This window comes from Pantoea sp. CCBC3-3-1, assembly GCF_007981265.1.
Classification (GTDB): Bacteria; Pseudomonadota; Gammaproteobacteria; order Enterobacterales; family Enterobacteriaceae; genus Erwinia.
In genome coordinates this window covers 3,488,465-3,515,218 of sequence record NZ_CP034363.1, presented here as the reverse complement: position 1 = coordinate 3,515,218, position 26,754 = coordinate 3,488,465, and the positions used below count along the sequence as shown (strand labels likewise).

The following is a 26,754-nucleotide window of genomic DNA, read 5'->3' as shown; positions in this document are numbered from 1 at the left end:
GATGTTCAGGCTGGGGTTGCCTTTCTTATTAATTTCTCACTGGCATTGACCGTTTCTATCATTCCATAGAACAGGGACAGCCATGTCTAACTCTTCCTTTCAGTCCGAAATACCCAAGGCACGTATTAATTTAAAACTTGATCTGCATACGGGGGGGGCGAGCAAGAAAACCGAGCTCCCCCTGAAATTACTGGTGGCGGGCGATTTCAGTAATGGCCAGGAGTCTGCACCCTTATCTGAGCGCAAAAAAGTTAATCTGAATAAAAATAACTTTGACTCAGTGCTTTCCGAATATTCTCCAAAAGTAAATCTTACCGTCAAAAACACGCTTGCCGGTGACGGTAGCGAAGACAATATCAGCCTGACATTCCAGAGCATGAAAGATTTCACCCCTGAGCAGGTCTCCCGGCAAATACCCCAGCTGAAGGCGATGCTTTCCATGCGTAATTTGCTTCGTGATTTAAAAGCGAACCTGCTGGATAACCAGGCTTTCCGAAAAGAACTGGAAAAAATTCTGCTCGACCCGGCGTTAAGCGCAGAACTCAGAGCCGAACTCTCCGCCCTGGCCCCGAAGCAGCCATAACGGTCACGATGTTTTAACGGATTAATAAGGAAGATGTTGATGTCTGTAAAAAATGAGAATGCCGCGGGTGGCGAGAGTGTGGTGCTTGAACGTCCTGTAGCAGGTGGGGTTTATGCGTCCCTGTTTGAAAAAATCAATCTGAACCCGGTGTCCGAGCTGAGCGCACTGGATATCTGGCAGGACGCGCAGGCGATGTCGGATGCGACTGCGGATGAACGTTTAACGGCCGGGATGCAGGTATTTCTCGAATGCCTGACAAAATCGGGCTCAAAAGTTGAAAAACTCGACAAAAACCTGATTGACCATCATATCGCGGAGCTTGACTACCAGATTAGTCGTCAGCTTGATGCCGTCATGCACCATGAAGCCTTTCAGGCAGTAGAAAGTCTGTGGCGCGGCGTGAAATCCCTGGTCGACAAAACCGATTTCCGTCAGAACGTGAAGGTTGAACTGCTGGATATGTCTAAAGAAGACCTGCGTCAGGACTTTGAAGACAGCCCGGAAATTATCCAGAGTGGGTTGTATAAACACACATATATTGATGAGTATGACACCCCGGGCGGCGAACCCATAGCGGCGCTGATTTCTGCCTACGAATTTGATGCGTCTGCACAGGACGTCACCCTGCTGCGCAATATTTCGAAAGTGTCTGCCGCAGCGCATATGCCGTTTATCGGCTCTGCCGGCCCGACATTCTTCCTGAAGGATTCGATGGAGGATGTGGCCGCCATTAAAGATATCGGTAACTACTTTGACCGTGCCGAGTACATCAAGTGGAAATCCTTCCGCGAGACGGACGATTCCCGCTATATCGGTCTGGTGATGCCGCGCGTGCTGGGCCGCCTGCCGTATGGCCCGGACACCGTACCGGTGCGCAGCTTCAACTACGTCGAAGAAGTGAAAGGTCCGGATCATGACAAATATCTGTGGACCAACGCCTCGTTTGCCTTTGCGTCCAACATGGTGCGCAGCTTTATCAACAACGGCTGGTGCGTGCAAATCCGTGGCCCGCAGGCCGGTGGCGCCGTGCAGGATCTGCCTATTCATCTGTACGATCTGGGCACCGGTAATCAGGTCAAGATCCCGTCAGAAGTGATGATCCCGGAAACCCGCGAGTTTGAGTTCGCTAACCTCGGCTTTATTCCGCTATCGTATTACAAAAACCGCGACTACTCGTGCTTCTTCTCCGCTAACTCAACCCAGAAACCGGCGCTGTATGATACCGCGGATGCGACCGCCAACAGCCGTATCAACGCCCGCCTGCCGTACATCTTCCTGCTGTCACGCATCGCCCATTACCTGAAGCTTATCCAGCGCGAAAATATCGGTACGACGAAAGACCGTCGCCTGCTGGAGCTGGAACTCAATACCTGGGTGCGCAGTCTGGTAACGGAAATGACCGATCCGGGCGACGAGCTGCAGGCTTCCCACCCGCTGCGCGATGCGAAAGTGACTGTGGAAGATATCGAAGACAACCCGGGCTTCTTCCGTGTCCGGCTGTTCGCTATCCCGCACTTCCAGGTGGAAGGGATGGACGTCAACCTGTCACTCGTTTCTCAGATGCCGAAGGCGAAATCGTAAGGCGAGAGGAAATCAGGGATGAAAATTCATCGTCCGTTATGGAATGAAGGGGCGCTTCTGGCCCCGCAACAGTTCCAGCAGCAGTCTGAATGGGATGCACTTTCCCGGGCTGGTGTTGCCGCCCGTAGCAGTGCTTTCCCGTGGGGTGTCGGCCGGGTAGAGCTGAATGAAGCGATGCTGGCCTCCGGTCGGGTCCAGGCGCAGTTACTGCGCCTCTGGCTCCCGGACGACACGCTGGTTGATACCCGGTTCAGCGACCTGCCACCGGAGTCCCGTGAAATAGATGCATCGGCTTCTGCCGGCAGTGCCCCGGTAACGGTGTATGTGGCGTTACCGGTGATGCAGGCCGGGATCGTGAATGTGCAGACGGACAGGGTTCCGGCAGAGCGTCCGCTGCGCTATCGGGAAGCCTGGGAAACGATCGCCGATCGTTTCGGCCAGGAAGAAGAGTCGATGGCGGTGGCCCGGTTCAATTTGGCATTCCGTTTCGGACATGAAGACAACGGCGCGTGGGACACCTGCGCCATTGCCCGTCTTTTGCAGGACGGGTAACCGACTGTGGCTCGCAGTTCAGCAGGCCATAGATACCTGGGTGCCTCCACCGCCGCCACCTAAACCACAGCCGAAACCTAAACCAGCGCCGACAATTATTCGCCTCGACAGTATGTCGCTGTTCGATTCCGGCAAATCGGACCTGAAAACCGGCTCCACCAAAATGCTGGTGAACTCGCTGGTCGGCATCAAGGCGAAGCCAGGCTGGCTGATTGTCGTGTCAGGTCATACCGATAACACCGGTAACCCGAAACTTAATCAGACGCTGTCCCTGAAACGTGCCGAAGCGGTACGCGACTGGATGCGTGACACCGGTGATGTAACGGAAAGCTGTTTTGCGGTGCAGGGCTATGGCGAAAGCCGCCCAATCGCAACCAATGACACTCCGGATGGGCGTTCGCTTAACCGTCGTGTCGAAATCAGTCTGGTACCGCAGGCCAATGCCTGCCAGATACCGGGCCACACCCAGGCGTTATCGCAGGATGATGACGCTTCACAACACAATGGAGAGTAATTCCATGGCAATTCCTGTTTATCTTTGGCTGAAAGACGACGGCGGCGCGGACATCAAAGGATCTGTGGACGTTCAGGATCGTGACGGCAGCATCGAGGTTGTCGCTCAGGAGCATAACCTGTACATCCCGACTGACAACAACACCGGCAAGCTGACCGGTACCCGTATCCATACCCCGTTCCTGTTCACCAAGGAAATCGACTCGTCCAGCCCGTATCTCTACAAGGCTGTGACCACCGGTCAGACCCTCAAGTCTGCGGAATTCAAGTGGTACAAAATCAACGACGCGGGCCAGGAAGTGGAGTACTTCAACACCAAACTCGAGAACGTCAAAGTGGTGAAAGTGAATCCGGTGATGCACGACGTCAAGGATCCTGCTTTCGAGAAGCATAACCACCTCGAGCAGATCGAGCTGCGTTACGAAAAAATCACCTGGACCTATAAAGACGGCAACATTATTCATTCCGATTCGTGGAACGAACGCGCCACCGCCTGATTACGCGTCATATTTCGCGCCACAGGTGCGTTGGCTGCATTCATTCGCCCCGGTCACATAGTTATCTATGCTCCCGGGGACTCATGACCTTGCCGCCTTCCCGTGACACGAACTATTTAGCGTAATCGCTTAGTGCGCCATATATCGCGTAATCCCCGTTCTTAAGCGGAGGGGGTGGGGATACGGCCCTCCGGGAGATTGAGGCCGTCCGTGCTCAAATCGAGGGGCTGGCCCTGGCTGCCCGGCAGGCAAAAGCCCTGGAGGCCGATATCGCCAGTCAGCAGGCGATGTTCGCCACACGCCTGAAAACCCTCAGTGAGATGCTTCACTTCTCAGCACCTGAGGGGCTGGCCTTCACCAGCGGTGAGCATCTGCAGCTGGCGGCCGCTGGCAATGTCGCCCTGAATGCGGGCGGCAATATCAGTGCGGGCACCGAAGGGCATATCACCGCGCTGGCAGGCGACAGCGTGGGATTTTTTGCCCAACACGGCAAGCTAAGCCTGATTTCGGCCCAGGGGGCGGTACAGTTTCAGGCGCAGAACGGGATGATGCACCTGAGCGCGGAGCAGAAACTGACCCTCATCTCAGCAAAGGAGATGCTGCTTGCCGGGAAGAAGCGGATACGCCTGGTGGGAGGGGGGAGCTCCATCATCATTGAGCAGGGACAAATCAAATACGAGACGGCGGGTACGTATACCCGTAAAGCCAGTCGACTGGATACCGAGGGCGGCGTGTCACAGAGGCCGGACGTGCCGTGGCTGGCTGACCCGCTGAAAGACCGCAATGATGCACTGATGCAGTACCTCTACCATGATGACGCCCCGGTGGTCGGTGCACCGTTTACCGCGACGCTGGCGGATGGCTCAGTGCGAACCGGGAATCTCGATGGGGCCGGATATCTGCATCTCGATGATGTACCGGATGGACCGATGACCGTTGAGGTGGGGCCGGACAACCGCAATTTTACCCGTAAGGCCACAGAGGAAAACACGCGCTACCAGGCTCAGGCAATGAGTGACACTCAGGCCGACGACCTGATTGCCCGCCACACAGGGAATGAATCATGAGTGATATCAGCGGTACTGCCTGGTTTAAGCAGACCAGCCTTGAAACCAGCCAGTGGATTTGGGGCACCCTGTCCGGGGCGTTCAATGAAAAACAGACCATCGGGCAAATCATTACCGATGCAGCCATCGGGATGATCCCTTTAGTGGGAGATGTGACAGCGGTGCGTGATTTACTGGCCGTGTCGATTGGCTTGATTAATGAGCCCAAAAAACGTGAAAGCACCACTGAATGGGTCTTCCTGGTGGTGTTGCTGTTTGCGCTGATCCCGGTAATTGGCGGTGTCATCAAGGGGGTAGGGCGCCTGGCGCTTAAAATTACCGCCGATACGGCCCGCAATATTGAAACGCAGGAGAAAATAATCCAGTTTTTAAACCGTGTCGGCGAAGGTAACGCACCGAAATGGCTGAAAGCACTGGATGTTCAGTCTCACCAGGCCATACTGCTGGATAAATTTGGGGCGTTCTGTAACACGATGATCACGGTGACGAACAAGATCCTGGGCTCGACGCCAGGACGTGCGCTGCCAGAAAAATGGCACGGGCAGCTCCACTCTCTGGTCGATGGGTTTGCCAGCCTGCGGGATATGGGAGCCCGAATGATCCCTCAGGCTCTGAGGGAACTGGATTTAAAGCTGAAAGTGATACAGGGGATGGTCTACAAGGGGAACATCCTGACCTTCGCGACACCTTCCGGTCGTGGGGTCGTTCGCCGTGAATCCGAGGCGTATCTGATTGAACGCGAGTTGCGAGAAGCGCCTAAACAGGGGACGCGGTTTCCGAGTATCCAAGCAGAGACGCGATTCAGAAGTAATCTCAGCCGGAAATATCAAAAACCAGGTTATCCAGACATGCTTCATTGGGAAGGGGAGAGCCCAGCATTTCCTAAAAAAACCGTATTTACAGACATCGCGTCTTTCAGTGGAGAAATTACGGCCAAAAGTGCCAGAGAAATGGGTGGGAAAACTCTATTTCGTGCTTTTGGAAATAAAAGTGAATTTGCTAAAGAATCCTATGCCGCAGGAGGATTCTGGGGGTATCAAAAAACACCACAGACAGCTGAAGAATGGCGTGAGTTTTATGCTGTGTTGGATGAGTGGAACGGTAATGGTTTCCTGGTTGTCCTTCATCTCCCTGAAGATTTCGGTACACGGATGCCTGGTGCAAATGCATGGCACGGAAAAATAGCTGAGCAATTCGGTAAATACAAGCCGGATCAATATCTAAAAGGTGGTGGAGAACAGGTCATTATTGACCTGGACGAACGGTTTAAAAGAATGGTGAATAACTACGGAAATCAGGCTAAAGCTAATGCTCAGACAATTACTGTCGATATCCAGGGCGTAAAAGCTGAATTTTACCCCTCCAGGTGGGAGGATGTAAGTGGAAAATATGGGTACAGCAAACCGGAAGGTATCGAACCTCCCTTTGCATCAAACACGCGCCAGCTACATGATGATGAACTCCGAAGCAAAGTGACGCAGCGCAGTGTTGTGAGTGCCGCTCGTATTGACCGCCAGACCAGCACTGAGGGTACTAAGTAATGGCAAAATTTCTGATGACGGATGAACATGTTCGACGCCGCCTTTTCTGGCTCTTGCAACGGCTCAGTAGTTATAGTCTCTGGCAACGTAAACGGGATGCCTGGGCTCAATTTGCTGAGAAATACGAGGAAGCCCTGAAAACATGGCCAGAAGAAAGAACAGAGGGTTTTAATGAAAAAGCTATTATCTGGATTTATGATGCGTTACGTCTTTATGATGAAGGTCTGTCAGAACTGGCTGTAGGGAATCGTCAGGTGTGGCAGACTAAGACGGGAGAATTTTTTCATCTGAGTAGGCCAATTGATCTTGTTAGATCATTTTTTTGGGCTTCATGCCATGAACGTTGGGTTCATGTAGAGCCCTATCCTGAGCATGTAATTCCCCTGGATAATTTACGATTTGCGACTGAGTATTATGGCGATAATCTGTTATTTCCTCCGTACGATAATGTTTGCAATATTTTTGAAGCAGATTATCTGTTGGACTCTGATCGATATAATGGAGTGTTTCATACATATTCATACCCTGTATTTCCCAAAAAACTACCGCCGGTTCCCGAGGGCACAGATATTATCATCAAAACAGGAGAGCCTGTACCCTGTGACGGTATCTGGGAACCAGTGAAAATTCAGTACAACCATAAATTGTTGGTGATAAAAACTGACATTAGTGGGTTTAAAAACCAGGGTGCTTATAATTATTTCATCCGGGGAATGAATGCACCTTTGCAGGTTTATGAAGACATGTTACTGGCAGATGGATGGGGATATTGTGAGGTTCAATGGCGTCTGGTCTGGGAAGACACTCGTTACTGTGATGGCTTTATTCCGGATGAATCAGAGTATTTTCTTCATGAAGCACAAGGCAAACGTATCCAGTGCAGGACGGGGGATAAATGCCCTCATTCCGGACAATGGGCCACGCTTGCCGGTGGTCATCAGCAGTTTACTTATGTTCGTGCGGGGGGCAAGATGCCTGAAGCGCAGGTCTTTAAGGGCGGTTTCGGTCCTGCGACGTTCACCCAGGCAAACTGGGGTCTGCTGGATCGTGATGACGATGGCAGCATTTTTTTGTAGCCAATTCAGATTAGAAAAACGGATGACGCCGGGAAATACGCCCTCTTTATACAAGATGCTTTACGGTAACTTCGCCAGCGGTCTCAATCTTCACCTGGTGAGTGAAGAAAATCAGATCATCATGTTGGTGCTGGATAACATGCAGCGCATCCTTAATTGTCGCGCCGGCACACTGGAGCATTTACCGGATTACGGTCTGCCGGATATGGCCTCCACCTTGCAGGGGCTTACGGGCACGGCACATAAAACTAATGGCTACGTTGTCAACAGTCCTGCTGAAGTGTGAGCCACGCCTGAAATCCATTGAGGTGGTGCTGCTCGATCAGTACGTCCCCGGCGAACTGCGGTATACCATCGATGCCGAACTCACAGACGTGGGTTCGGTGCGCTACAGTATTGAGTTTATGCCGGAAGTACGCGTTTTAATGCGCCATATGAAACAACAAAACTATCTCGACTATCAGGTACAACTGTAATCCACCCATATTCATCACAGCTAATGCCCTCAACCACGCGGCGCGCCTGCACCTGTTCAGTAATGCCAGCCATCTGACCCCAGGCATGGTGCTGGAAACCGGTGACAGTGACGTGCCGGAGCTGAAAGAGGGGATGGTGATTATGCTCGCCACCTTCCGCGCGGCCCGTGATACCCGTCATGCGAAAGGCTGAATTTGACAAGCTGACCAGTAAAAGAGACTGGCGGCGGCGGTTTGCGGTATGGAAAAAGTGGAATGAAAACGGTGAGTATGTGACCTATGCCGTTACGCCCGGGCAACTACTGAAGGTCTGGGAGGGGCGTGCAGGTACACAGATTAATCGTGAGGCGCCTGAATATTCACTGGAAGGTGGAGCCGTGCAGATAGTGCTGGATCCGTCATAACTAAAAAAAGAGTTCATCGGACCACGGCAGAAAACAGGTTGGGGGTATGGTGATGTTGCGAATGATCCGATATACCCGTTTCAGGGATTGCCGAAACTGGAAAATACCCATAACTGGTATGAACCAAAGGACAAAAATAATGGCTGTCTTACACCTGCAGGAATGTTATTTGCTGGAGAAATTCATTTCCCCAGAACATTACGCCGCAATCCGCGATGCAATTATTGCTTATACAGATGCTCATGAGGCCGCCTTTGCCCGTTACTTGCGAGAAATGCCGCTAAACAACCGTATGCTACCTTTATGGCAGCAAGCTGATAGGGTGTGGGGAAATCGTGTGATGCCCAATATTCGCTCCGCCAGAGAGCGTTATACTGAAGCTTTCATTCTGAGAACTCATGATAATATCCAGGCATTCAATATTGGTCATACGATGAGTGATATTCACAAAGGTATTACCGAATGCTGGGATGGCTGGATGACGGAAGAGGAAATACAAAAGGTATCTGAGCTTGATGGTATAGCAGCAGAGTTAGATCGAAGGCTATCTGTTACATTAGATGCGACATGGCATGAGGGAAATTTGACGTATGATGGCAACGGTGTTTATACCAGCGATAATATTCCTTCCAGGATACCTCGATATGAACTTGACCCGACCGTTCGTATAGAGTCAGGTGATAATCCTGTACAGACAGGCATTTATTTGCCAGACATTGATTTTGCACCAGCCCGGTTTATACCAGCAGATTTTGGTGAACCGCCTGAAGCCAGACAGGGAATACTGCGAAGCGATTACGTTAGCAGAGATGGCAAACGGAGCTATAGCTGGAAAGCGTCTGAGTGGGCCAAAACAGGCTGGACGCTGATCCGTCGTGTTGAAGGTGAGTTTATTGATGTCCCGCCAGAAGGTTTTTTTCCTGAAGGAAAACCGGAAGAGCTTTATAACTGGCCGCTGCGTGAAAAGAAACTCTTGCAGGAAGAACAACAACGTATTACCTGCTGGAGCGGTGACATTACGCCATTCGATGGCCGCTGGGCCACCGTTGTTAACGGGACGACGCAGTACACCCAAACCCGCGCCGGGGAAATTATGCCGGAGTTTGAAGATAATCATGGCCAGAAGCACCATGCCCGTTGGTCACTACTGGAAAGAAATGATGGCGGCAGCGTGTTTGCCATCCTTCAGGATGAGAGGAATTGATCATGCCACGCTATTCACTCTCATTATGCGAAATGCTATACGGCAACTTTACCGGCGGCCTCGATCTTCACCAGGTCAGTGAAGAAAATCAGGTCATCCTGTCGGTGCTGGATAATATGCAGCGGATCCTTAACTGTCGTGCCGGCACGCTGGCGCATCTGCCGGACTACGGTCTGCCAGATATGACCACCATTCTACAGGGACTTCCCGGCACTGCACATAAACTGATGGCCACGCTGTCAGCGGTTTTGATGAAGTATGAGCCGCGCCTGAAGTCTATTGAGGTGCTACTGCTTGATCAGGAAATTCCCGGTGAGCTGCGTTACGCCATTGATGCGGAACTCAGGGGCATTGGCCTGGTGCGTTACGGCACCGAGTTTATGCCAGAAGGGCGGGTTCTCCTGCGACATCTTAAGCAACAGCAGTATCTCGACACCGCAACCCGTATGTAAGGCCAGTTAACACCATGTCAGTAAAATCACAGTTTCTCAAAAAACTGCAGACCAGACAGCCTGTTCCGGTCTCGTTTACCAGCAAAACTCAGGCTGATATTGCAGAGTTTCGCCTGCGAATGGGGCAGCTTCAGGAGCAGATGGACGCGTGGCTGGAGAATACAGGACTGAACGTGGAGACGTTCACGGTATCCGTTACGGACCTGCTGGTGGAGGGCGGGACTTTTGAGATTGCAGCTATCACCCTGCGTTACGACGACCGGTCTGTAAAATTTATACCGGTATTTTTGTACGGTCAGGGCGTGACAGGATGCGCGGAAGTGACCCTTCATGCCGAAGGCAGTGTAACCTCTGTGGGGCGTCTTTTCATGCGGGCAGGTCATTTCAGTGACTGGTCCTTTACTCCGCCTGATGCATCATCCCGTCCCGAACAGCGTTTTAAAGAAAGCACGTTTTTTAGTCTGATTCTGGCGCTTCTGCCATAACTGCTGGTATTGCAGTACCCGTTCCTTTGAATATGCAGAAAGCGAAGCTGCATAAGCGTTAATCCTCCCTATTTCCGGACGCGTCAAAATGGATATCTGTCATGAATGACATTACCCCACGTAAAATCAAAACCGGCGGTGACCCGCGCACGCTACCGGATTATGCCGCCCTGCGTGCTGAACTGAGTAAGCTGATGCATCCGGCACGTCCGGATGTGGACTGGCATTATGTCGAAAAACTCTGCCTCTCACTGTTTGAGCAAAACGGGGTGGAACTCCAGACAACGGCCTGGTACACGCTGGCCCGTACGCAACTGGCCGGTTTATCGGGTCTCAATGAAGGTCTGGCGATCCTCGAGGCGCTGATAAGCCATCAGTGGGGGACGCTGTGGCCGCAGCCAGTACATGCCCGCATGGAAATCCTCAGTGGACTCAGTCAGCGTTTGCAGCAACGGATGCGGACTCTTTCTCTTAACTACCGCGATCTCAGCCAGCTTTATCATGCAGAGCAGCAGCTTACCGCTCTCGGAGAAGTATTACAGCGTCTTGAGCTTAAGCATCTGAGCCAGCTCGATACGTTGCGTATCCTGATGTATAACAATGCCGTCAGGCTGGAAAACAATGGCGATACTGCTGACTCAGATACAGCCATTCAGACGGGTATCGCGTTGCCTGCCACGGTGATGAATGATGCGGCAGCATCCACGAGGGGCCTTGCGAGTAGTCCGCCGGAAGATACGCCAGACAGCGCAGTGAAGTGGGTGTACGTTGCGCAACCGGAACAGCAGCCGAACGTGGAAGTACTGGCGGCAATGCCCACTCCGGTAAAAAAGTGGAAATCCTTCGCCGCCGGGATGTGCACCATGCTGGTGATCAGCACCGTCGTAGTGTGGAGCTGGCAGTATCTTCACCGGCCAGACAGGCTACAGACGCAGCTTGCCGCCTCACTGGCACCATTACCTGCACCTCTTACGCCTGAACAGCTGGATGTGATACGTCAGCAACTCCCCTTACCGCAGGACTTAATCGCACAGACACGGCAGCAGCTTGTCCGACTGAATAAATTGCCTCCTGACTGGAATGTCGACCATAGTCGACAGCTGGTAGAACAGGCTCAGGCGCTCTGGCCGGAGCAGGCCAAACCTCTGATAGAGCAGTGGCAGCAACAGATTAACGTCTCAGCGTTGTCAACTGATGCAATGAACGGCTGGCACAAGGGTATAATGCAGCTTCAGGCGCTTGCCGATAAACTAAATACGCTGGACGGTCAGAGGGGAAAATACATCACGGTCAGTGAGCTTAAATCGCAGGTCTTTGGCATGATGACAAGCTTCCGGCAGACCGTCCCGGTGGAAGAGCAGCTTCGTCTGTTGAAGCTGCTGCCTGAAGGTTCCCCGCTGCACCAGCAGCAGATCCGCCAGGCTGAGCAGCACCTCCAGGCTCAAATCTATACGTTGGCGCAGGAAAAACAGCGTGAATGATTAAAACATTGAACAATCATTCACTCGTGCTGCTCTGACACAGGGCAATACAATCACTATTGGCCAAAAAGCCCACGGGCTGTGGGCTCATATATCGCGGTTGGCGGCAACAATAAAAAACAGGCTAAACCCTATCCCATTCCGGAAGATGATTCGCTTTTCCCCGCCAGAACTCCAGAGCTGACATAACAAGACCGGCCACTATTCCCACAACGATAATTGTCATTAATGCAGAAAAAAGTTCCTCTCGGCGGCCCTCCCAAAACACGATCCACATCACTATCCCCCAGTACGTAGTATTCACGCTTGTAAAACAAAGAAAATTGCTCCAAAAGGAAGAAAATGGCGGCGGCGCTACACTAATACCCATCTTCCATAAAAATAGATGACAGGGAGGGGCATAGAGGCTTTGCCACATCCCTTTTTTAGCCATGATAGCGATTGCACGGTCTTTTTTAAGTTTAAAGGTCAGATTACTTTTCATTGAGATATTCCATGCAAATGATCGAACCATTTTGTTGAATATCGTCCACAGTACAGTGTTGCTGATATTATTTTATGATCGCCGTCACACTCAGAAAGTAAGAGACCAGACCAGGATGAGTCTTAGGATTTCATGGATTAAAAGCTGGCGCCTGGCGACCAAATCTGTTTTTTTTGCACATATCACTCATGGCGAATAGCACTCAATGAGGCATTTTTACCGACAGCTTTTTCGCTTTCACTGGAGCCACAGCAAAAGAAACATTCTTCCTTGCCAGCCAGGCTTTGCCGCATCGATCTGCTTGATAGTCAGTAGGGGTAAATTCCGGTAGGTAAACTATTTGCTTTTTTTACCCGCCGAAGCATGCGGTTATCAACGAACCATGGCGAACGTTGGATCGCGTGGCGCATTGGTTTTAGTGGAGTTTTGCGAACGGGTATGGAGGGTTGCGAAAGGTTGAATGGTGTCCCCTGCAGAAATCGAACTAGTGGTTAGTTTACTGATTTAAAAGGTTTTTATTGAAGTTAAGCTTTTTATACCATCATAGATACCAACACTCAAAAATAACCTTAAAAACTGTTGTGAGACACTGAAAAAAGCGTCTTAATTATACTCAATTTTATCAGCCGTTGTTACTGTTTCACAGCTTGTTGATTGAAGAGCTGGTTCAAGGTGATGATGAGCTGACTTCTACATTGAGCTATAAAAACACAAATGTAAGGCCTCGGTATGGATACGGTTCAGATCTACAAAGAGCTACAGGCTTGGTTTGACTACGACAACTATGTTGATGTTGAGTCTTGCACTTTGAAAGGTTTACATAAGGAGTTACAGGTCAGAAAGAACATTCTGGACTCAATTGAGTTTTTTGGAGAAGGGGATATTTATTTTGACCAGATCCTTGCAGGTAAACCTCTATTCAGTAAAAAAATTGACCTCAAAACACATCTGGCAGAAAGCCAAACGCACATACAACAAGTCACCTTTGGTCATATTGAAAGCCTCAAAAGATCTCTTGAAATGTTCTCGCAAGAATCGTTTGTCAAAGGTGGTGATCAACTTAAGAAAGAGGTCAGGGAGAAGCCACTTACTCAAAGTATGAGAGCCGTTTTTCTGGGAACAAACGAAAGCCGTGTGTATACCTTTTTTGATCTCGAAAGCTCATCTGATGACGAAATCATAGGCTCGCTTCGTGCGCTACTCCCTGTGTGGAGGAAAGAGTATGGAATCAAAGGCAGGAAGCAAGAGGCTTTCGGTCTTGGAAAGATTCTAAAGTTGGTTGACTACCGTATCGTTCCAATGATGGATCTGCTTATGTGGGCCAAGTTGAAAGATATTTCTCTTTCAAACACCATCCTTTCCAGAGTGCTTTACCCTAAGCTCACAGATGAGGTTCGAGGAGATGAACAACTCAAAGACACAGATCGTCCAATAGCTGAAAAAGCATTGTCAGGTGAAACCAGTAAAAACATTGAGAATTATATTAACAAAAACAGTCATCTTGTCGATGTTAAACTAGCAGCGCTGAAAAAAATGCTTTAAAAATAAGCAGGTGTAGAATATGTAATTACATTTTAGCTGAATAATTCAATTATAAAAGCCTGGATATTATGATATCGAGAACTATAAAGGTAATAATGGGGGGGGAGATATTTAGCAAAACTGATTATATGAAGGTTACAATTATTTCGTATAAGGTGATTTCAAATGATTATAAAAAGCATTTTCAATAAATTCGTTTGTTTTAATGGTATTAAAGATTAAGTTTATCTTAAAAGAAGACCCATGATTTTTTAATGAGCCTTCTTTATTTTAAAAGTAAAGAGTAATATTACTGATAGGGAATGAAAATAAATATAGATTCTAATTTATTTCATTTCTTACTTTTTTTAATTCAAGGTTGAGCCTGCGCATTCTTGCCATACTCCTCAAATCCTCTTTTTCAGCAAGTCTACCAAGAATATCAATCAAACGATCACGTCTATAAGTGAGTATACTATGACGCATCTCTAAGTTCATGATTTCATTAAGTTGTAAATCTTTTATCAATCGATTAGATTCAGTTTCACGGCCAGAACCAATAATAGGTTCATACACCGGCCCCGGAAGCTTTTTGATACATTCAGACATCACATCGTAATATGGATGGGGCCATAAAAATGGAGATTCTGCCTCTCTCAAGTATATTAATGGCTGCCGACCTACAGGAAGCATATCTTTGGTTGATTTCACGACGTTACAAGCTTGACACGATAAAACTAAATTTGATGCTGAGAATGCGAATTTTTTGTACTTTGGTTTTGATTTATCAAAAAAATGCTCAATATGCTCACCTACATTTCTTCTTTCAGGGAAGATTAATCTTTGACAGTAAGGACAAATACCTTTCTGTTCTAATCTTAAAAGTGTTCGAATTGTTTTTTTAATTTGTGTAAGAGATTTATCTTTCCAAAATATTTTACCGGAAAGATAATTATTAATCGCTTCTCTAACTTCTTTTCTGTTTATAACGTAACGTGCAACAGGTTTGAGAGGTTTCATAAGTTAAAACTCAAGATTGTCTTAACGACCTTGTATAAAGGATCATCAGAAGTTAACTGTAAATTAAAACTTTTAAGGTTAGATTGAAGACTCTTAAATTCTGAAGAATGTTTTTTATTATTAGAAATAAGATCAAGGCATTTATTAATGATTTCATAAATCTCTGGAGATCTAGCCGAATACAAGTGGAACTGTTCACGTAAAACAGTGTCACTTGCTTGACCGAATAAGTCCGATTGCTTCCAGGTTTGTCCCGAAGGAAAATCACAGATAAATGTTTTATTATTGCGAACGCTACTTGCTATCAAAGGTGAATGAGTCGCAACCAAAAATATAGTATCAGGGTATAATTTTTCTATTATTAGTGATAAATCATTGATTATGGTCAATTGCCACAAAGGGTGGAGGGAGTTTTCTGGTTCATCATAGAAAATAATACTATTGGGACTGCCGCAATAAAAAAAACCTAAAAGAGCGAGAGCATATTGCTTTTCTCCAGAACTCAATTCTGAAAGTCCGAATGCTCTTCCTTTCCGATGAAAACTAATGTCGGAAAGCAAAATATCACCTAATTCAACATGGTTCAAATATTTTTTAAGTAAGTTTGTATTGTTTTGTGGATTAGTAAGGTTAACCGCCAACTCAGATGGAACAGACGAAAACACCTCCTCCTTTCTGTTTTTACCATAGCGAAACTTGAAAACAAAATTATCTTCGAAGTTAAGCCTTGACAATGCATGGTCGATTAAATATTTATTTGTAGTCAGGAGTTCATTATAATCACTGACTTTTCTTAAAATGAATTTACAAAGAGTGCGGAAGGGTGCAATATCTGAAATCATATTATTGTTGACTTTATTCCCAAGGTAAACAATATTTTGATTTTCAATGTTTTTCTTATAAATTTCTGGGGGGAATTTATCATGCATTGTTCCTGACATGCAAATTATTCTATTAAAAAAATACTGTTTACTACTTAATATGTATTTTGTTGAATATGAAAAAAATCTTGATTTGCCTGAACCATTTTTACCTGTGATAAAATAAATGTTTCCAGGTGCCAACCCATTAAGTAAAGTATTATATGTATCTTCTTCTATATGACTCATAAATTAATCCTTTAATAGTAACTCATCGAGTGGGATAAAGCATAGTAGCTTCAAATTTTTAGTTATGTTTTGGCAGAAGTTTTCTAACTGATGTCGCTAGAGTAATAAACATAAAGATAAAGATAAAGATAAAGATAATTAAAGTAAAGTAAATTTTTACTAAGGTGGTTTGATTATGTGAGTTTCAACACTATGAGCTTGTGTTACGTAGTTAGTTGCATATCTACATAATCGTGAAAAAATCACGAACTGAAATTTAATTTCTAAAAAACCTGTGAGCCACTCTGAAAACAATGTCAAGGTATCAATGATTATATTTTCTCTACCGTAAAATATTCGATGATTAGACTCAAAGAAAATCTTATTTCTACAGAATCCCTTCAAAGCCCACTCCCGTCTATCTAGTATCAACTCATCGACCAGACGAGGAGATACAATCATGAATACAGCAACTCCAAGCACCACAAGACTCATCCGCTTACCAGAAGTCATGCATAAAACAGGTTACAAGAAAGCATGGATTTACCGATTGATCTCTGAAAATAGATTCCCTAAACCTATCAAATTAGGTTCGAGAGCTGTGGCTTTTATTGAGGCGGAGATCGATCAGTGGATTTCTGACGCCATTAGCAATTCGAGAACAGCTTCATAGTTAGGCTCCAGACCAACAATATCGACAAAGCGAGTATAATGTGGAAATAAAAGAATTCCTTAATATTGGAAACCTTTCAAGGCTTGTGAGTCAAAAAACTTTTGATAAGATTTTTGATGCTGAAGCTATCAGGTTATTACCTATGAATACATTGAGTAAGAAATCCGTGGCCTGTTTAAGCTATTACCTCGAAGATAGCGAATACAATCCATTTCAGTTTTTACCTGAGTTAAATCAAGAGAGCCGAAACTGTATATATGAAACCTTACTGTCAGTGATTAAATGTAATGAGCTACTCAGAAAGTTATCGAAGAAAATCACACAGAATGAAATTAATATTGCGGTAACAGAGACAGAAAAGGGCGAAAACCATGTATTGCTCTGTAGCTTAAGTGTGCAAAAAGGGATGTTAGACGATTATGTGAAAACAATGCCGGATCTTCTCCCAGATGAAGATTCATTCATGACAGATGACATAAATCTTCTCAAGCTAACGGTTGAAGATATAACAAAAATTTTGCTGGGTGACATGTTGGACAGAGGAGCGTTGATAATACACATGGGTGATGAACTTAAAAGTAAAGCTAAAATTATACAAGAGCAACACTGGAATGAAGTAGAAAGTATTTACAATGGACAAACGTGAATGAAATTTTTATTTAAAATCTAATGATTCTAGAAATTGTAAAGTTTAATGATTAAAAAGTAGTTAGATTTAACAAAATACTTTCCAAATTATTTATTTGCGCCGCTGTATTACTTATGCAATAAGGCTTTGTTAGTTTTTCTTCTTGAATCGGGTATGACTACTGGTAACTAGCCGTACTGGTTTCTTTCACGTGAAAGAAATTTTTTTAAGTATCTAAATAAATTATAAATAAACACAAAAATAACAAAATAAAATTGCAAAATTTAAATCAATAAAATAATGATAAGTCGTAGTGATTACTAAATGTAAAGTTTTCGGAGGGTTATTATAATGTCATTCAAAATAAAAAAATTTGTCATGAGTAATGGAGAGCGAGGCTGCTTGATTCTCAACAAAGAAACACTGCTACCAGTTTACTATCAGAACCTTTATCTCACAACTAATGTCAGGAACAGAAGTGCGACTGCATCAACGATGGAGATAGTCGCAACGAATCTACTTATCCTTAGCAATTTTATGAAAAGCAGGAACATTAAAATCATTGATAGGATTGAAAGTAAGCGGTTCCTAAGTGTAGCCGAAGTAGATGACCTGATACGGTATGCAAAGCAAAGATTCGATCAACAAAAAATTACGAATGTAAGATTACTCAAAGGAAAGCAGATTGCTACACGAACTTTTAGTTACAGGATACACGTTTTTTCAAATTACCTAAAATGGTTGTGCGGATTGATTCATTCTATGAAGGGAATCCATGCCAGATATGAAATCGATACTTTCATAGAAAATTTGAGAGCACATCTCCCACGAAATAAATCACACAGCATGAACGACAGAAAAGACAAATCATTGAGTGAAGAACAAATAAAAACTCTGTTTAAGCTGTTGGAAGTCGAAGGGAGCCAAAACCCCTTTCAGAAGGAGGTTCAAGGAAGGAACAGGCTCATTTTTACCTTGCTACTAAATTGCGGGTTGAGAGCAGGTGAGTTACTAAATCTTAAAGTAAATGATCTAAATCTTAGAAATAACACACTAAGTATCTTCAGAAGACATGACTGCATTGAAGACCGGAGGCTAAATCAGCCATTAGTCAAAACTGGCGAAAGGATAATCCCATTATCAGACGAGTTAGTGATGGAGATCTTCGACTACATACAAACTTGTAGAAGTAAAATCACTAAAAAGAAAAAACATGACTTCCTGTTTGTAACTCACAGCGCAGGTAAAACGGTAGGAGAACCATTATCTGTTTCAGCATATGAGAAAATAATTTCAACTATTAAAAAAGTAAGCCCGGAATTAAAGAGTTTATCGGGGCATAGATTGAGGCATTCATGGAACTATTTCTATTCAAATGAAATTGATAGTTCAAATTTGAATATCAGTCGAAAATCAGGATTGAGATGCTATCTCATGGGATGGTCAAAAGATTCTAAAATGTCTGAAAACTACAATTTCAAACATATATCAGAAAAAGAAAAGGAAGTTATTGGAAGGGTTTATGAATCTTTGAAAAAGATAACTGAGGGTCAATATAATGGAAACATGTAATCTAAGAAAAGAGAATCTGATTTTTGCAACGATGCAGGGGTATAGCTTCAAGCTTTCTGATATCAAATGGCAATTAGATAAAGAGACTTGTATTTTCCCACATAAGATTGCCGACAAAATAACAAAGTCAATGCGTATTGGTTACCTTACTACCTTGGCTTACTTTTCGGCTGAATACAGTGCAGGTTACACAAAAAACATAAACCAGATTTTTAGTCAATGGTTAGGGATGATAGACCTTAAGACGATAGATGCAAACGCGGTTTATCAATTTAATGTTAATTTAGGCCCTGAGAAAAACTACAAACTAAACTCTATAAAGAAGTTTCTAACGAAGTGGAAAAAGCTCGGTTATGTAGGAGTTGAAACCTCAGCTTTAACAATGCTGGAAAAAATAAAAGTTAAAAATAATTTGACAGGAGAAGCCGTCAAACGAAGAGATCCAAATTGTGGTCCGCTAACGGAACAAGAGCTGAAAATCATACTTGAAAGTATCAGGAAATTATTGAAAGAAAACAAAATCCATCTGTTTATTTATTGCTACATTATTCTATTAGCAAAAACGGGAAGGAGGCCTTTACAGTTAACTTCTTTAAAAGCGAAAGATCTCATCAGAACGGGAGAAGGTTGGTTTCTAAACATACCGAAAGTAAAACAAAGGAAGGACTTTAGAAGTGAGTTTAGCTTGGTAAGTATCGATGACTGCCTTTATGAAAAACTAACAACCTTGGTTGATGTGAATCAAAAACATATCGAAGATAATATTAATCAGGGCATTGGTCATATAAAAAATGAATTACCTATATTCATGGACTCCAAAAAATCCATATCAATCCAGTCTGGTCAAAGTTTGGACACCATTATGGCAACTGATTTTTTACATATGAAGAATTCATTTATCTCTAAAGAATTAGATAAAATCACCACTAAATTTAATATCCAGTCATCAAGAACCCATAATCCTATAAGGCTGAATGCCAGACGATTCAGGTATACCCTTGGTTCTCGTTTAGCAAAGGAAGGAGCCTCAGTTGAAGTGATCGCTAAAGCATTAGACCATAAATCTATTAACTCATCAGGGATATACGTAAAAAATAGCCCAGATAATGTTCACTATATTGATATGAAACTTCATTCATTTTTTGAACCTCTATCGAAGATATTTCAGGATAGCGATAGCACACAGAACAAGAAGCTCTTTACAGAATATGTTTTAAATTCTTTTGGATTCACTGATTGTAAACACGAAAAAATAGAGTGTCTTACCTGCAAAAACTTTAGAGCCTGGAGTTCTGAATGACCAATTTGATTTTATTCGAGCCAATAAATACCAATAATCCAAAAATAAATGTCGAGGGCTTTATTGAATTTTGCAAGAGTAATGTTTTTAACTCTAAGTTAGCCAGTTCATGGGAAAGCAATGTATGGAAGGGATGTTACAGATTCAATAAATTTGATATCAACAATAATCGAAATAGCAAAGACAGATTAGATGATAGTTTTATTGATTTTGCTAAGGCTTACATGTTTCATATTCATTCTTTTAATAAGTCAAAATCAAACCAGAATGCTTTGGCAATGTTGAAGATCGTTGAGTTTGTATTATTGAAATCATACGGTGAAGCTAATGTCGTCAAGTGTAATAATAACATTTTTGATGAGTGTGTAAGAGTAGCAACTGCTAAATATACAAAATTAGCAGCAGTTGGAATTGGTAAGGAACTTGAGAAACTATGTTCATTCTTGAGTGAAAACAGAATGACAATCTCATCATATTTTTTTTGGGTAAATCCGTTAAGGCATAAAATAACTCAAAGTTGGCAAGGTTATGAACCTTCGCTGGAAGGGCACTCAAAATTACCAGATATAAAATCTGTCATAGCCATTGCGGAGATTTTCTCAAAAGATGAAAGCCAACTGTCTGTGAGGGACATTTTCACAACGTCTGTTCTTACACTACTGATATGTGCACCCGGACGAATCTCGGAAATTTTAAGCCTTCCTGCGGATTGTGAGATTACAGAGCATGATGAGAACAGCATTGAACGATATGGTTTAAGGTTTTTTTCAGCGAAGGGGTATGCTGGAGACATCAAATGGATTCCTTCAGTAATGGTCCCTGTCGCTCAAAAGGCCATAGCCCGATTGAGTAAGTTGTCCAACCATCCAAGGTTTGTCGCAAGAACAATGGAAGGGAAGGTCCCTGAGTCATACAAACATGAACTCTTTACTAAAAAGCCTCAAAATTTTCCCTGGTATGATGAAGAAAAGAAAATCAAATATTCGAATGCTTTATGTCTGTTATTTGAGGGACAATTATGTAAGAAAACGAGCAATCATTTGGCACCTTTGTTCAGACCCACTGCTCAGTTTTTTAGATCGGATATTGATGCCTTTGCAAGTATCAAAGGCACTACCAACCTGTTTAAAAGACACGGTTATATTAACGAAGATGGTAGCCCATATTCGCTAAGAACCCATCAGTTAAGACATCTACTCAATACGTTTTCTCAAATCAATGGTATGGACGAGTTTAGCATCGCCAGATGGTCTGGAAGGAAGCTGGTCTCACAAAATGTTTCCTATGATCACCGATCACACTTACAAATGATCAATCTCATGAAAGATAAAACTTCAATCGGAGCCGGTAACGGTCATAGGAAAAAAGAAATAGCTGTTATGGACATAACTGATTTCGATTTATTGAATGATGGAGCTGTGCTCATCACTAAGCATGGCTACTGCAAGCACTCATATGTTTTTGAGCCTTGCAGTTATTATCCCTTACAAGACTCTGGAACGGATGACGGCCAATTAATGATGATACACACTAAAATTCTTGAAAAGACCAATTGTGATAAAAATGATGGGAATGTTAATGCTGATAAATGGTATAAATTTCAAACTAAAATAATAAAAGGAGAATAAATGGCTAAACATATTACTGGTTATGATGAAAAGTTGATAATGAAAGTTATTAATACCTGGAATGACGATGAGAAGCTGACCTGGGAGGCTTTATGCGACGAGTTGATAAAGATCATTGGTAAGAGACCTTCAAGGCAATCTTTGAGTAGTCATGTTAAAATTGCGGATTGTTTTAATTCAAAAAAGGAGCTTCTCAAGTCTGGTGTGAAAGAAACATGTGCGGTTAAACCTGCTAATTTAAAGATTGCTTGTCAGAGAATAAAAAGGCTCGAAACTGAAAACGAAGCTTTGATAGCATTGAATAACAAATATTTAGAGCAGTTTAAGATATGGCTGTATAACTCTCATTTAAAGCAAATTACAGCCGAAGAGCTTAATCGTCCTTTACCTAAAAAAGATATTCAAATAGAAATTGATAGGTTATAGCTATTGACATGATTAAATATTGTGATATTTCTTTACATGTCAGGATGACATTCACAACAGCAAGGATGCTACTATGAATAAATTAAACAGATATTTGCCAGATCAGAAATTTTTGATACTCCTCAATCGCTTCATTCTTAGATACGATGAATCAGACTGCAATAAAGAAAAAATCGTAAAAGATGCCTACCTGTTCTGTGTAGGATACTTTTTGAAGTATCAGCAGGACTATGACAACCCTCACTTAACCGGATCAAGCAATATTATTGCCGTTCTCTCATCTGCATTACTTAGCCCTAATTTCAATACCATCCCAGAGAGTATCAATCTTGACAGGGTTGTTTATTTTTACAAGTTTATAGTTGAGTATATTGTATGGAACGAATCTGAGGTCCTCAATTTATTCAGTAGACACAAAATTATTTTTGAAAAAAATAACTCTCAAACATCAAGATTAAAATTATAGATGTATGCAATCAATTTTTTGTTTTTAGTATATATATGAAAGCACCCGCTTTAGGGGTGCTTTTTTTGATTTTTAGGTTTAACTAATCAAACATATTTTTAATTAAGATACACTGGGCGCAATTATCAATATCAGCTTTTCTCAAAAAATCCGATCTGGAGATTATAACTGAGTTATTCATTCCAGAAAATTGCAATTGTCCAAATAAACTTACCTGAGATTTTTTCAAATAATACTTTGATGGGCCTTTTCTTATCTCATTATCGCCATTTAAATGGAGTTCTTTAGTGCGATCAGTCTCCAGTGCATTAGATGATAAAAAACCTGAAATATTATCAAATAAATCCGTATTTTTTTTAGAAAAATGTTCTAAAAGTATATCCTCTAAAACTCCAGTATGTTTACCATTTTCATGGTAAACATAACAACCAATCTGATTGTTACTATATGTCGAAATAATTCCATTTGATAATGGTGAAGATAGATTGAATTCCTTAACAATGCATTTCAATCTCTCATCTACGCCGTCACTATCAGCATCAAAAAAGAAAAGGAATCTGAAGTAATATTCTAAGTCTTTAGTAAAGTCATCATCACCAATAAGATCGGAGTATTGATTAATCAATATGCTCCTCTCTTCCCCTCGACCATCACCGTTTAAGCTATGTATAAAAATAACTTCATCTTCTTTTTCTAGCGCTGATGAGGGAAGAAGATAATTAGGGCTTTGGTAACCTAATTTCCTGTCAGCAATCACCATGGATGTTGCTATATTTTTAAACAAAGAATCAAATGGGGATGGAAAAGTACTAATTTTTTTCTTGCTCGTTATGTAACCTGCGACATGCAAAATTCGAGTGATGAAAGCTACGTCATGTTGGCCTTCGCAAGCAACGATAGTAATCCTTTTTTTATCGCTCATTTTAACCTCTGATATCTAAGTCAATGCTTTCGACTAAATATTTAAATCTCTCACCATCAACTCTCTTCGTTGTTATTTTTCCATCATCATTGATCATTCTAAATGCTGTCAATTGATCATTCTTATAACCATTATCAACAAAAGCCTGAATGCATTCTTTTGAATGTGACGTTAGAAAAACTTGTACATTAAATACCTCTGAGAGTTCCTGGGTTAATTTAGTAAACTCTTTCAGAAGGCTATAATGTATGGCGGTTTCATATTCATCAATAAATAAAACACCATTTCTACATGATGCAAATGAAAGAGCTGTGTAAAATATTCTTTGAATCCCTTCTCCATAGCTTGTTAAATCAAAACTCCGGTCTAAAGAATATTTTGAATCGATTAGGAATCTTTTGATATCCATTTCTTCGGTATAGCGTATATCTACTATACTATCGTCAACTTTCTTCATGAACTCAATTACTAAATTTAAAGCTAATTTTGCTTCGCCATCATCAGTATTTATTTTTAACTCTACACTTTTATTATAATCGCTAACAGAATCGTCGATGTCATGGAAGTATGGACTCTTAAATGAAGATGCACATAAATGCGATACTTGGTCTGAAGTTCTCTTCATACTTTCATGAACATAGGTGTGGACTATATTAGTTATTTCTTTATTGTCTATTTCAGATGAAAGTTTATAAGAGGCAATATAGTCATCTTTCTTATCGATATTGACAGCCTCATATTTCTCCATTTCTATTGAGACTTCAGTATCGTTGAATTTACCATTTAGTAATATTTTATCTTGAAAAACAGCATTCAAGAATACTGGGCTTAATACTGAACACTTATTTTTATGTCTAATTAATTTAAAATATGAAGACATGTCATTTCTTTGTGTTAAAAGAAATATTGCTTCCAGAAGGCTTGTTTTCCCTGTGTTATTTAGCCCAGCGAAAATGTTTATTTTGTTTAAATTATCTAAGCTGAAGTTCTTTAACTTTTTGTACTTGGTTATGTGTATTTTTTCAAAGTGTTGCTTTACTGAATATTCAAAAACGGTTGTATAATTACCACCTTCAATATTCAATGTACTTTTTTTAGGTATTATCTTTAAAAGTTTATCTTTTGCTTCGTCAAGAGTTTTTGTATCATCAACACTTATAAGAGAACTATAAAGTAACAAACCTTTCAATGATTCGCTTAGTCCTGACAAAGCACTTTGATAATTTTGTTTGTCAACTGATCCACTTGAGACTAAACCTCTTGCTAAACTTCTTTCCTCTTCCATGACTTTCAAGGCTTTATCATTGTCAATGAATAGAGCTAAGTCTCTTATTTCAAGAGATTTAGTTATAATGGGTTCAATTTCTTTATAATCATCACCGTTATCATAAATTTCTTCATCCTCTTCAGTGTTTTCTTCCAGTTCGGCATACACCTCTGTTTTAGATATCCATGAAAAAAGTCTTTCTAAATTTATTTTATTAGATGAATGATAACCAATGTCATTCCAACCTAACCAGTTTTTTATAACTGGTTTTTTCATTATCTCCTCAAAAATACCGACCATCTCTGGAGAAAATTGTTCACTATAATCACTTTGTTTATATTCTTGAATTAAATTATAAACCCTTAACATTGAACGGAGTCGATGCTTGGTAATTCCTAATGAGTTGACTAACTCGTTTTCTTTATTTGTATATTCATCACGAGCTAACCCTTCATAAGGTTTTAAATAGTCATAGAGCAATTTTGATTGATTGTAAGTTGACCATTTCTTATTGCCGCTTATATGCTTTAATCCCATTACAATAAGATGTTTTTCACTTTCTTCTTTACTATGAATTTCAAAGGGGACGCTTCTGAAAATAGATGGATCTAATTTTCCAATATCAAAACCATTCTCATGTGCTTCCTGAAGAGCCTTAAGAGCAGTAACTCTTCGGTTACCTTCTAAGACTAAATATCGATTATCTCCAAGCTCTCTAACTTGAATTATATCAACATCTAAAAATCCATTTGCTTTAAAACTAGCTATAAGATCTCGGATATTTTCCTGATTACGACCCTCAATGAAAATTCGGCTTCTTTTTTGTATTTGGGGATCAAGAAGATTTTCCTCATCAATTGGTTTATGATTCTGATTATCAACGAATCGATAATTGTTAGGATCAAGATAAAGATTTTTTAAATTTCTACTTAACCTTGAATTCCTTGGCAAATCTTTGATTTCTTCAATAGACATTTATCATTCCTTTCGTTAATTTTTTCCAATCTATAACAGGTTCTTATTCTGAGCAAGAAAACAATCTAAATCTGATTTAAGTGCATTTATATCAATGTGTTAGGTGTTTTTTGAAGTTGTTCGATAAAAGTTTTACGAGCAATATTTCCAACGATATTGGTTGATATACCATCAAAAGTTCCACCAATGATCCCACCTACAACAGGTATCATCTTGCCTAAATTTATAGCTCCTTTTTCACCAAACTTCGTCAGCAGCCTAAAACCGACCTGCTTATTGATGGCAAAAATGGTTTCTTTAGAAATACTTTTGATCAACTGAGTAGACATTTTAGAACCAATGATAATGCCCGTGCTTTTGAGTATGTCTTTTGCTGCATTTCCAGCAATGCAGCTATAGACAATGCTTTTTACGCGATCATCTCTTACATCATATCCGCCCATCAGAGCGATGGATGTAATCATGCGGATTTGAACGTAAATGACTGTAGCTATGCTTGCGGGGATTGCTACAGGGAGGGTTATGATTCCCCCAAGGCCAGAGACAAAACCTGTTGTGGCGGATTTGGTATTTTGCCAGCGAATGAGAGAGTTTACTTTTTCAACTAAAGTGTCATCGCCTTTTAGATAGCTTTCGGCCATTTCATAAGCAGAGTCTGTTCCTGGTATGCTTCCATCCAGAGCCTTATCATAGGCCCAGTTTAGAGCCTGCATGATTTTACCTTCGTTTAACGCTTCAGCCATTCTAAGTCCCTATTGAAATTTTGTGAAAACATAGAACTTATCGGAATGGTTAAGTTTATCTTTACAGTTAAGAAGTAAAAAAAACCAATCAGCCGATTGGTTTTGTTAAGTTATTGATTGATAAGATAT

Annotated in this window: 26 protein-coding genes and 3 pseudogenes; 23 read left to right on the top strand and 6 right to left on the bottom strand. The window is 42.5% G+C overall.

What is annotated here, in order from left to right; genetic code table 11:
* The first annotated feature begins 82 nt into the window (after positions 1-82).
* The 15 genes and pseudogenes from tssB (at position 83) to EHV07_RS16310 (ending at position 11,912) form a co-directional block, all read left to right on the top strand.
* Positions 83-583: a type VI secretion system contractile sheath small subunit gene (tssB, locus tag EHV07_RS16375; RefSeq protein WP_147199064.1), complete on the top strand. Its 501-nt coding sequence runs from the start codon at positions 83-85 to the stop codon at positions 581-583.
* 33 nt (positions 584-616) lie between these two features.
* Positions 617-2,164, top strand: coding sequence for a type VI secretion system contractile sheath large subunit (tssC, locus tag EHV07_RS16370; RefSeq protein ID WP_147199063.1), 1,548 nt, complete (start codon positions 617-619; stop codon positions 2,162-2,164).
* A gap of 18 nt (positions 2,165-2,182) precedes the next feature.
* Complete coding sequence (tssK, locus tag EHV07_RS16365) at positions 2,183-2,716, top strand: type VI secretion system baseplate subunit TssK (protein WP_254446261.1); 534 nt, start codon at positions 2,183-2,185, stop codon at positions 2,714-2,716.
* Positions 2,676-3,230, top strand: a pseudogene (locus EHV07_RS16360) (OmpA family protein); the annotation flags it as partial. The gene tssK and the pseudogene EHV07_RS16360, both read left to right, overlap by 41 nt.
* A 4-nt stretch (positions 3,231-3,234) precedes the next feature.
* Positions 3,235-3,726 carry a type VI secretion system effector Hcp gene (gene hcp, locus EHV07_RS16355; RefSeq protein ID WP_147199062.1) on the top strand — a complete coding sequence of 164 codons (492 nt, stop codon included), beginning with the start codon at positions 3,235-3,237 and terminating at the stop codon, positions 3,724-3,726.
* A gap of 287 nt (positions 3,727-4,013) precedes the next feature.
* Positions 4,014-4,793, top strand: a complete 780-nt coding sequence (locus tag EHV07_RS16350) for a DUF2345 domain-containing protein (protein WP_254446260.1) — start codon at positions 4,014-4,016, stop codon at positions 4,791-4,793.
* Complete coding sequence (locus tag EHV07_RS16345; protein WP_147199061.1) at positions 4,790-6,334, top strand: hypothetical protein; 1,545 nt, start codon at positions 4,790-4,792, stop codon at positions 6,332-6,334. The genes EHV07_RS16350 and EHV07_RS16345 overlap by 4 nt, the downstream gene beginning before the upstream one ends.
* Positions 6,334-7,410, top strand: a complete 1,077-nt coding sequence (locus EHV07_RS16340; protein WP_147199060.1) for an Imm72 family immunity protein — start codon at positions 6,334-6,336, stop codon at positions 7,408-7,410. The genes EHV07_RS16345 and EHV07_RS16340 overlap by 1 nt, the downstream gene beginning before the upstream one ends.
* A gap of 22 nt (positions 7,411-7,432) precedes the next feature.
* Positions 7,433-7,886 (top strand): annotated as a pseudogene (tssE, locus tag EHV07_RS16335) (type VI secretion system baseplate subunit TssE).
* A 28-nt stretch (positions 7,887-7,914) separates the two neighbouring features.
* Positions 7,915-8,064, top strand: a pseudogene (locus tag EHV07_RS16330) (type VI secretion system tip protein VgrG); the annotation flags it as partial.
* Between the two features lies 1 nt (position 8,065).
* Positions 8,066-8,290 (top strand): hypothetical protein, encoded by a 225-nt coding sequence (locus tag EHV07_RS24950; RefSeq protein WP_168199570.1) that lies wholly within the window; start codon positions 8,066-8,068, stop codon positions 8,288-8,290.
* Positions 8,291-8,429: 139 nt separating this feature from the next.
* Positions 8,430-9,494: a type VI secretion protein ImpA gene (locus EHV07_RS16325; RefSeq protein WP_147199059.1), complete on the top strand. Its 1,065-nt coding sequence runs from the start codon at positions 8,430-8,432 to the stop codon at positions 9,492-9,494.
* Positions 9,495-9,496: 2 nt separating this feature from the next.
* Positions 9,497-9,946 carry a type VI secretion system baseplate subunit TssE gene (gene tssE, locus EHV07_RS16320; RefSeq protein WP_147199058.1) on the top strand — a complete coding sequence of 150 codons (450 nt, stop codon included), beginning with the start codon at positions 9,497-9,499 and terminating at the stop codon, positions 9,944-9,946.
* Positions 9,947-9,960: 14 nt separating this feature from the next.
* The gene (locus EHV07_RS16315; RefSeq protein ID WP_147199057.1) at positions 9,961-10,431 is read left to right on the top strand and encodes a hypothetical protein; all 471 of its coding nucleotides are present in this window, start codon (positions 9,961-9,963) and stop codon (positions 10,429-10,431) included.
* A gap of 101 nt (positions 10,432-10,532) precedes the next feature.
* On the top strand, positions 10,533-11,912 hold the full coding sequence (locus EHV07_RS16310; RefSeq protein WP_147199056.1) for a VasL domain-containing protein: 1,380 nt from the start codon (positions 10,533-10,535) through the stop codon (positions 11,910-11,912).
* Positions 11,913-12,036: 124 nt separating this feature from the next.
* On the opposite strand, the gene EHV07_RS16305 is transcribed toward EHV07_RS16310, so the two are convergent.
* Complete coding sequence (locus EHV07_RS16305) at positions 12,037-12,396, bottom strand: DUF6404 family protein (RefSeq protein WP_147199055.1); 360 nt, start codon at positions 12,394-12,396, stop codon at positions 12,037-12,039.
* 729 nt (positions 12,397-13,125) lie between these two features.
* Here EHV07_RS16305 and EHV07_RS16300 point away from each other — a divergent pair.
* On the top strand, positions 13,126-13,938 hold the full coding sequence (locus EHV07_RS16300; protein ID WP_147199054.1) for a DUF6387 family protein: 813 nt from the start codon (positions 13,126-13,128) through the stop codon (positions 13,936-13,938).
* A 321-nt stretch (positions 13,939-14,259) separates the two neighbouring features.
* On the opposite strand, the gene EHV07_RS16295 is transcribed toward EHV07_RS16300, so the two are convergent.
* Together EHV07_RS16295 and EHV07_RS16290 are read right to left on the bottom strand one after the other, a co-directional pair.
* Positions 14,260-14,937 (bottom strand): hypothetical protein, encoded by a 678-nt coding sequence (locus tag EHV07_RS16295; protein ID WP_147199053.1) that lies wholly within the window; start codon positions 14,935-14,937, stop codon positions 14,260-14,262.
* Entirely contained in the window at positions 14,934-16,046 is a 1,113-nt protein-coding gene (locus EHV07_RS16290) for an AAA family ATPase (RefSeq protein WP_147199052.1), read from the bottom strand. Before EHV07_RS16290 ends, EHV07_RS16295 begins: the two co-directional genes overlap by 4 nt.
* Before the next feature lie 439 nt (positions 16,047-16,485).
* On the opposite strand from EHV07_RS16290, the gene EHV07_RS16285 reads away from it, so the two are divergent.
* The 7 genes from EHV07_RS16285 to EHV07_RS16255 all read left to right on the top strand — a co-directional run bounded on the left by EHV07_RS16285 (position 16,486) and on the right by EHV07_RS16255 (position 22,718).
* A complete protein-coding gene (locus tag EHV07_RS16285) occupies positions 16,486-16,698 on the top strand; it encodes an AlpA family transcriptional regulator (protein ID WP_147199051.1) in 213 nt (70 codons plus the stop codon).
* A 40-nt stretch (positions 16,699-16,738) separates the two neighbouring features.
* The gene (locus EHV07_RS16280; RefSeq protein ID WP_147199050.1) at positions 16,739-17,344 is read left to right on the top strand and encodes a hypothetical protein; all 606 of its coding nucleotides are present in this window, start codon (positions 16,739-16,741) and stop codon (positions 17,342-17,344) included.
* A 333-nt stretch (positions 17,345-17,677) separates the two neighbouring features.
* A complete protein-coding gene (locus tag EHV07_RS16275) occupies positions 17,678-18,898 on the top strand; it encodes a site-specific integrase (protein ID WP_147199049.1) in 1,221 nt (406 codons plus the stop codon).
* Positions 18,885-20,198 carry a tyrosine-type recombinase/integrase gene (locus EHV07_RS16270; protein WP_147199048.1) on the top strand — a complete coding sequence of 438 codons (1,314 nt, stop codon included), beginning with the start codon at positions 18,885-18,887 and terminating at the stop codon, positions 20,196-20,198. Before EHV07_RS16275 ends, EHV07_RS16270 begins: the two co-directional genes overlap by 14 nt.
* Positions 20,195-21,826, top strand: a complete 1,632-nt coding sequence (locus tag EHV07_RS16265; RefSeq protein WP_147199047.1) for a DNA-binding protein — start codon at positions 20,195-20,197, stop codon at positions 21,824-21,826. The genes EHV07_RS16270 and EHV07_RS16265 overlap by 4 nt, the downstream gene beginning before the upstream one ends.
* Positions 21,827-22,252, top strand: coding sequence for a hypothetical protein (locus EHV07_RS16260; protein ID WP_147199046.1), 426 nt, complete (start codon positions 21,827-21,829; stop codon positions 22,250-22,252).
* Positions 22,253-22,325: 73 nt separating this feature from the next.
* The gene (locus EHV07_RS16255; RefSeq protein WP_147199045.1) at positions 22,326-22,718 is read left to right on the top strand and encodes a hypothetical protein; all 393 of its coding nucleotides are present in this window, start codon (positions 22,326-22,328) and stop codon (positions 22,716-22,718) included.
* Between the two features lie 82 nt (positions 22,719-22,800).
* On the opposite strand, the gene EHV07_RS16250 is transcribed toward EHV07_RS16255, so the two are convergent.
* The 3 genes from EHV07_RS16250 to EHV07_RS16240 form a co-directional block, all read right to left on the bottom strand.
* Positions 22,801-23,640 carry a DUF3226 domain-containing protein gene (locus EHV07_RS16250; protein ID WP_147199044.1) on the bottom strand — a complete coding sequence of 280 codons (840 nt, stop codon included), beginning with the start codon at positions 23,638-23,640 and terminating at the stop codon, positions 22,801-22,803.
* A gap of 1 nt (position 23,641) precedes the next feature.
* On the bottom strand, positions 23,642-25,882 hold the full coding sequence (locus EHV07_RS16245) for an AAA family ATPase (RefSeq protein WP_147199043.1): 2,241 nt from the start codon (positions 25,880-25,882) through the stop codon (positions 23,642-23,644).
* Positions 25,883-25,968: 86 nt separating this feature from the next.
* Positions 25,969-26,625, bottom strand: coding sequence for an EcsC family protein (locus EHV07_RS16240; protein WP_147199042.1), 657 nt, complete (start codon positions 26,623-26,625; stop codon positions 25,969-25,971).
* Positions 26,626-26,754: the final 129 nt, after the last annotated feature.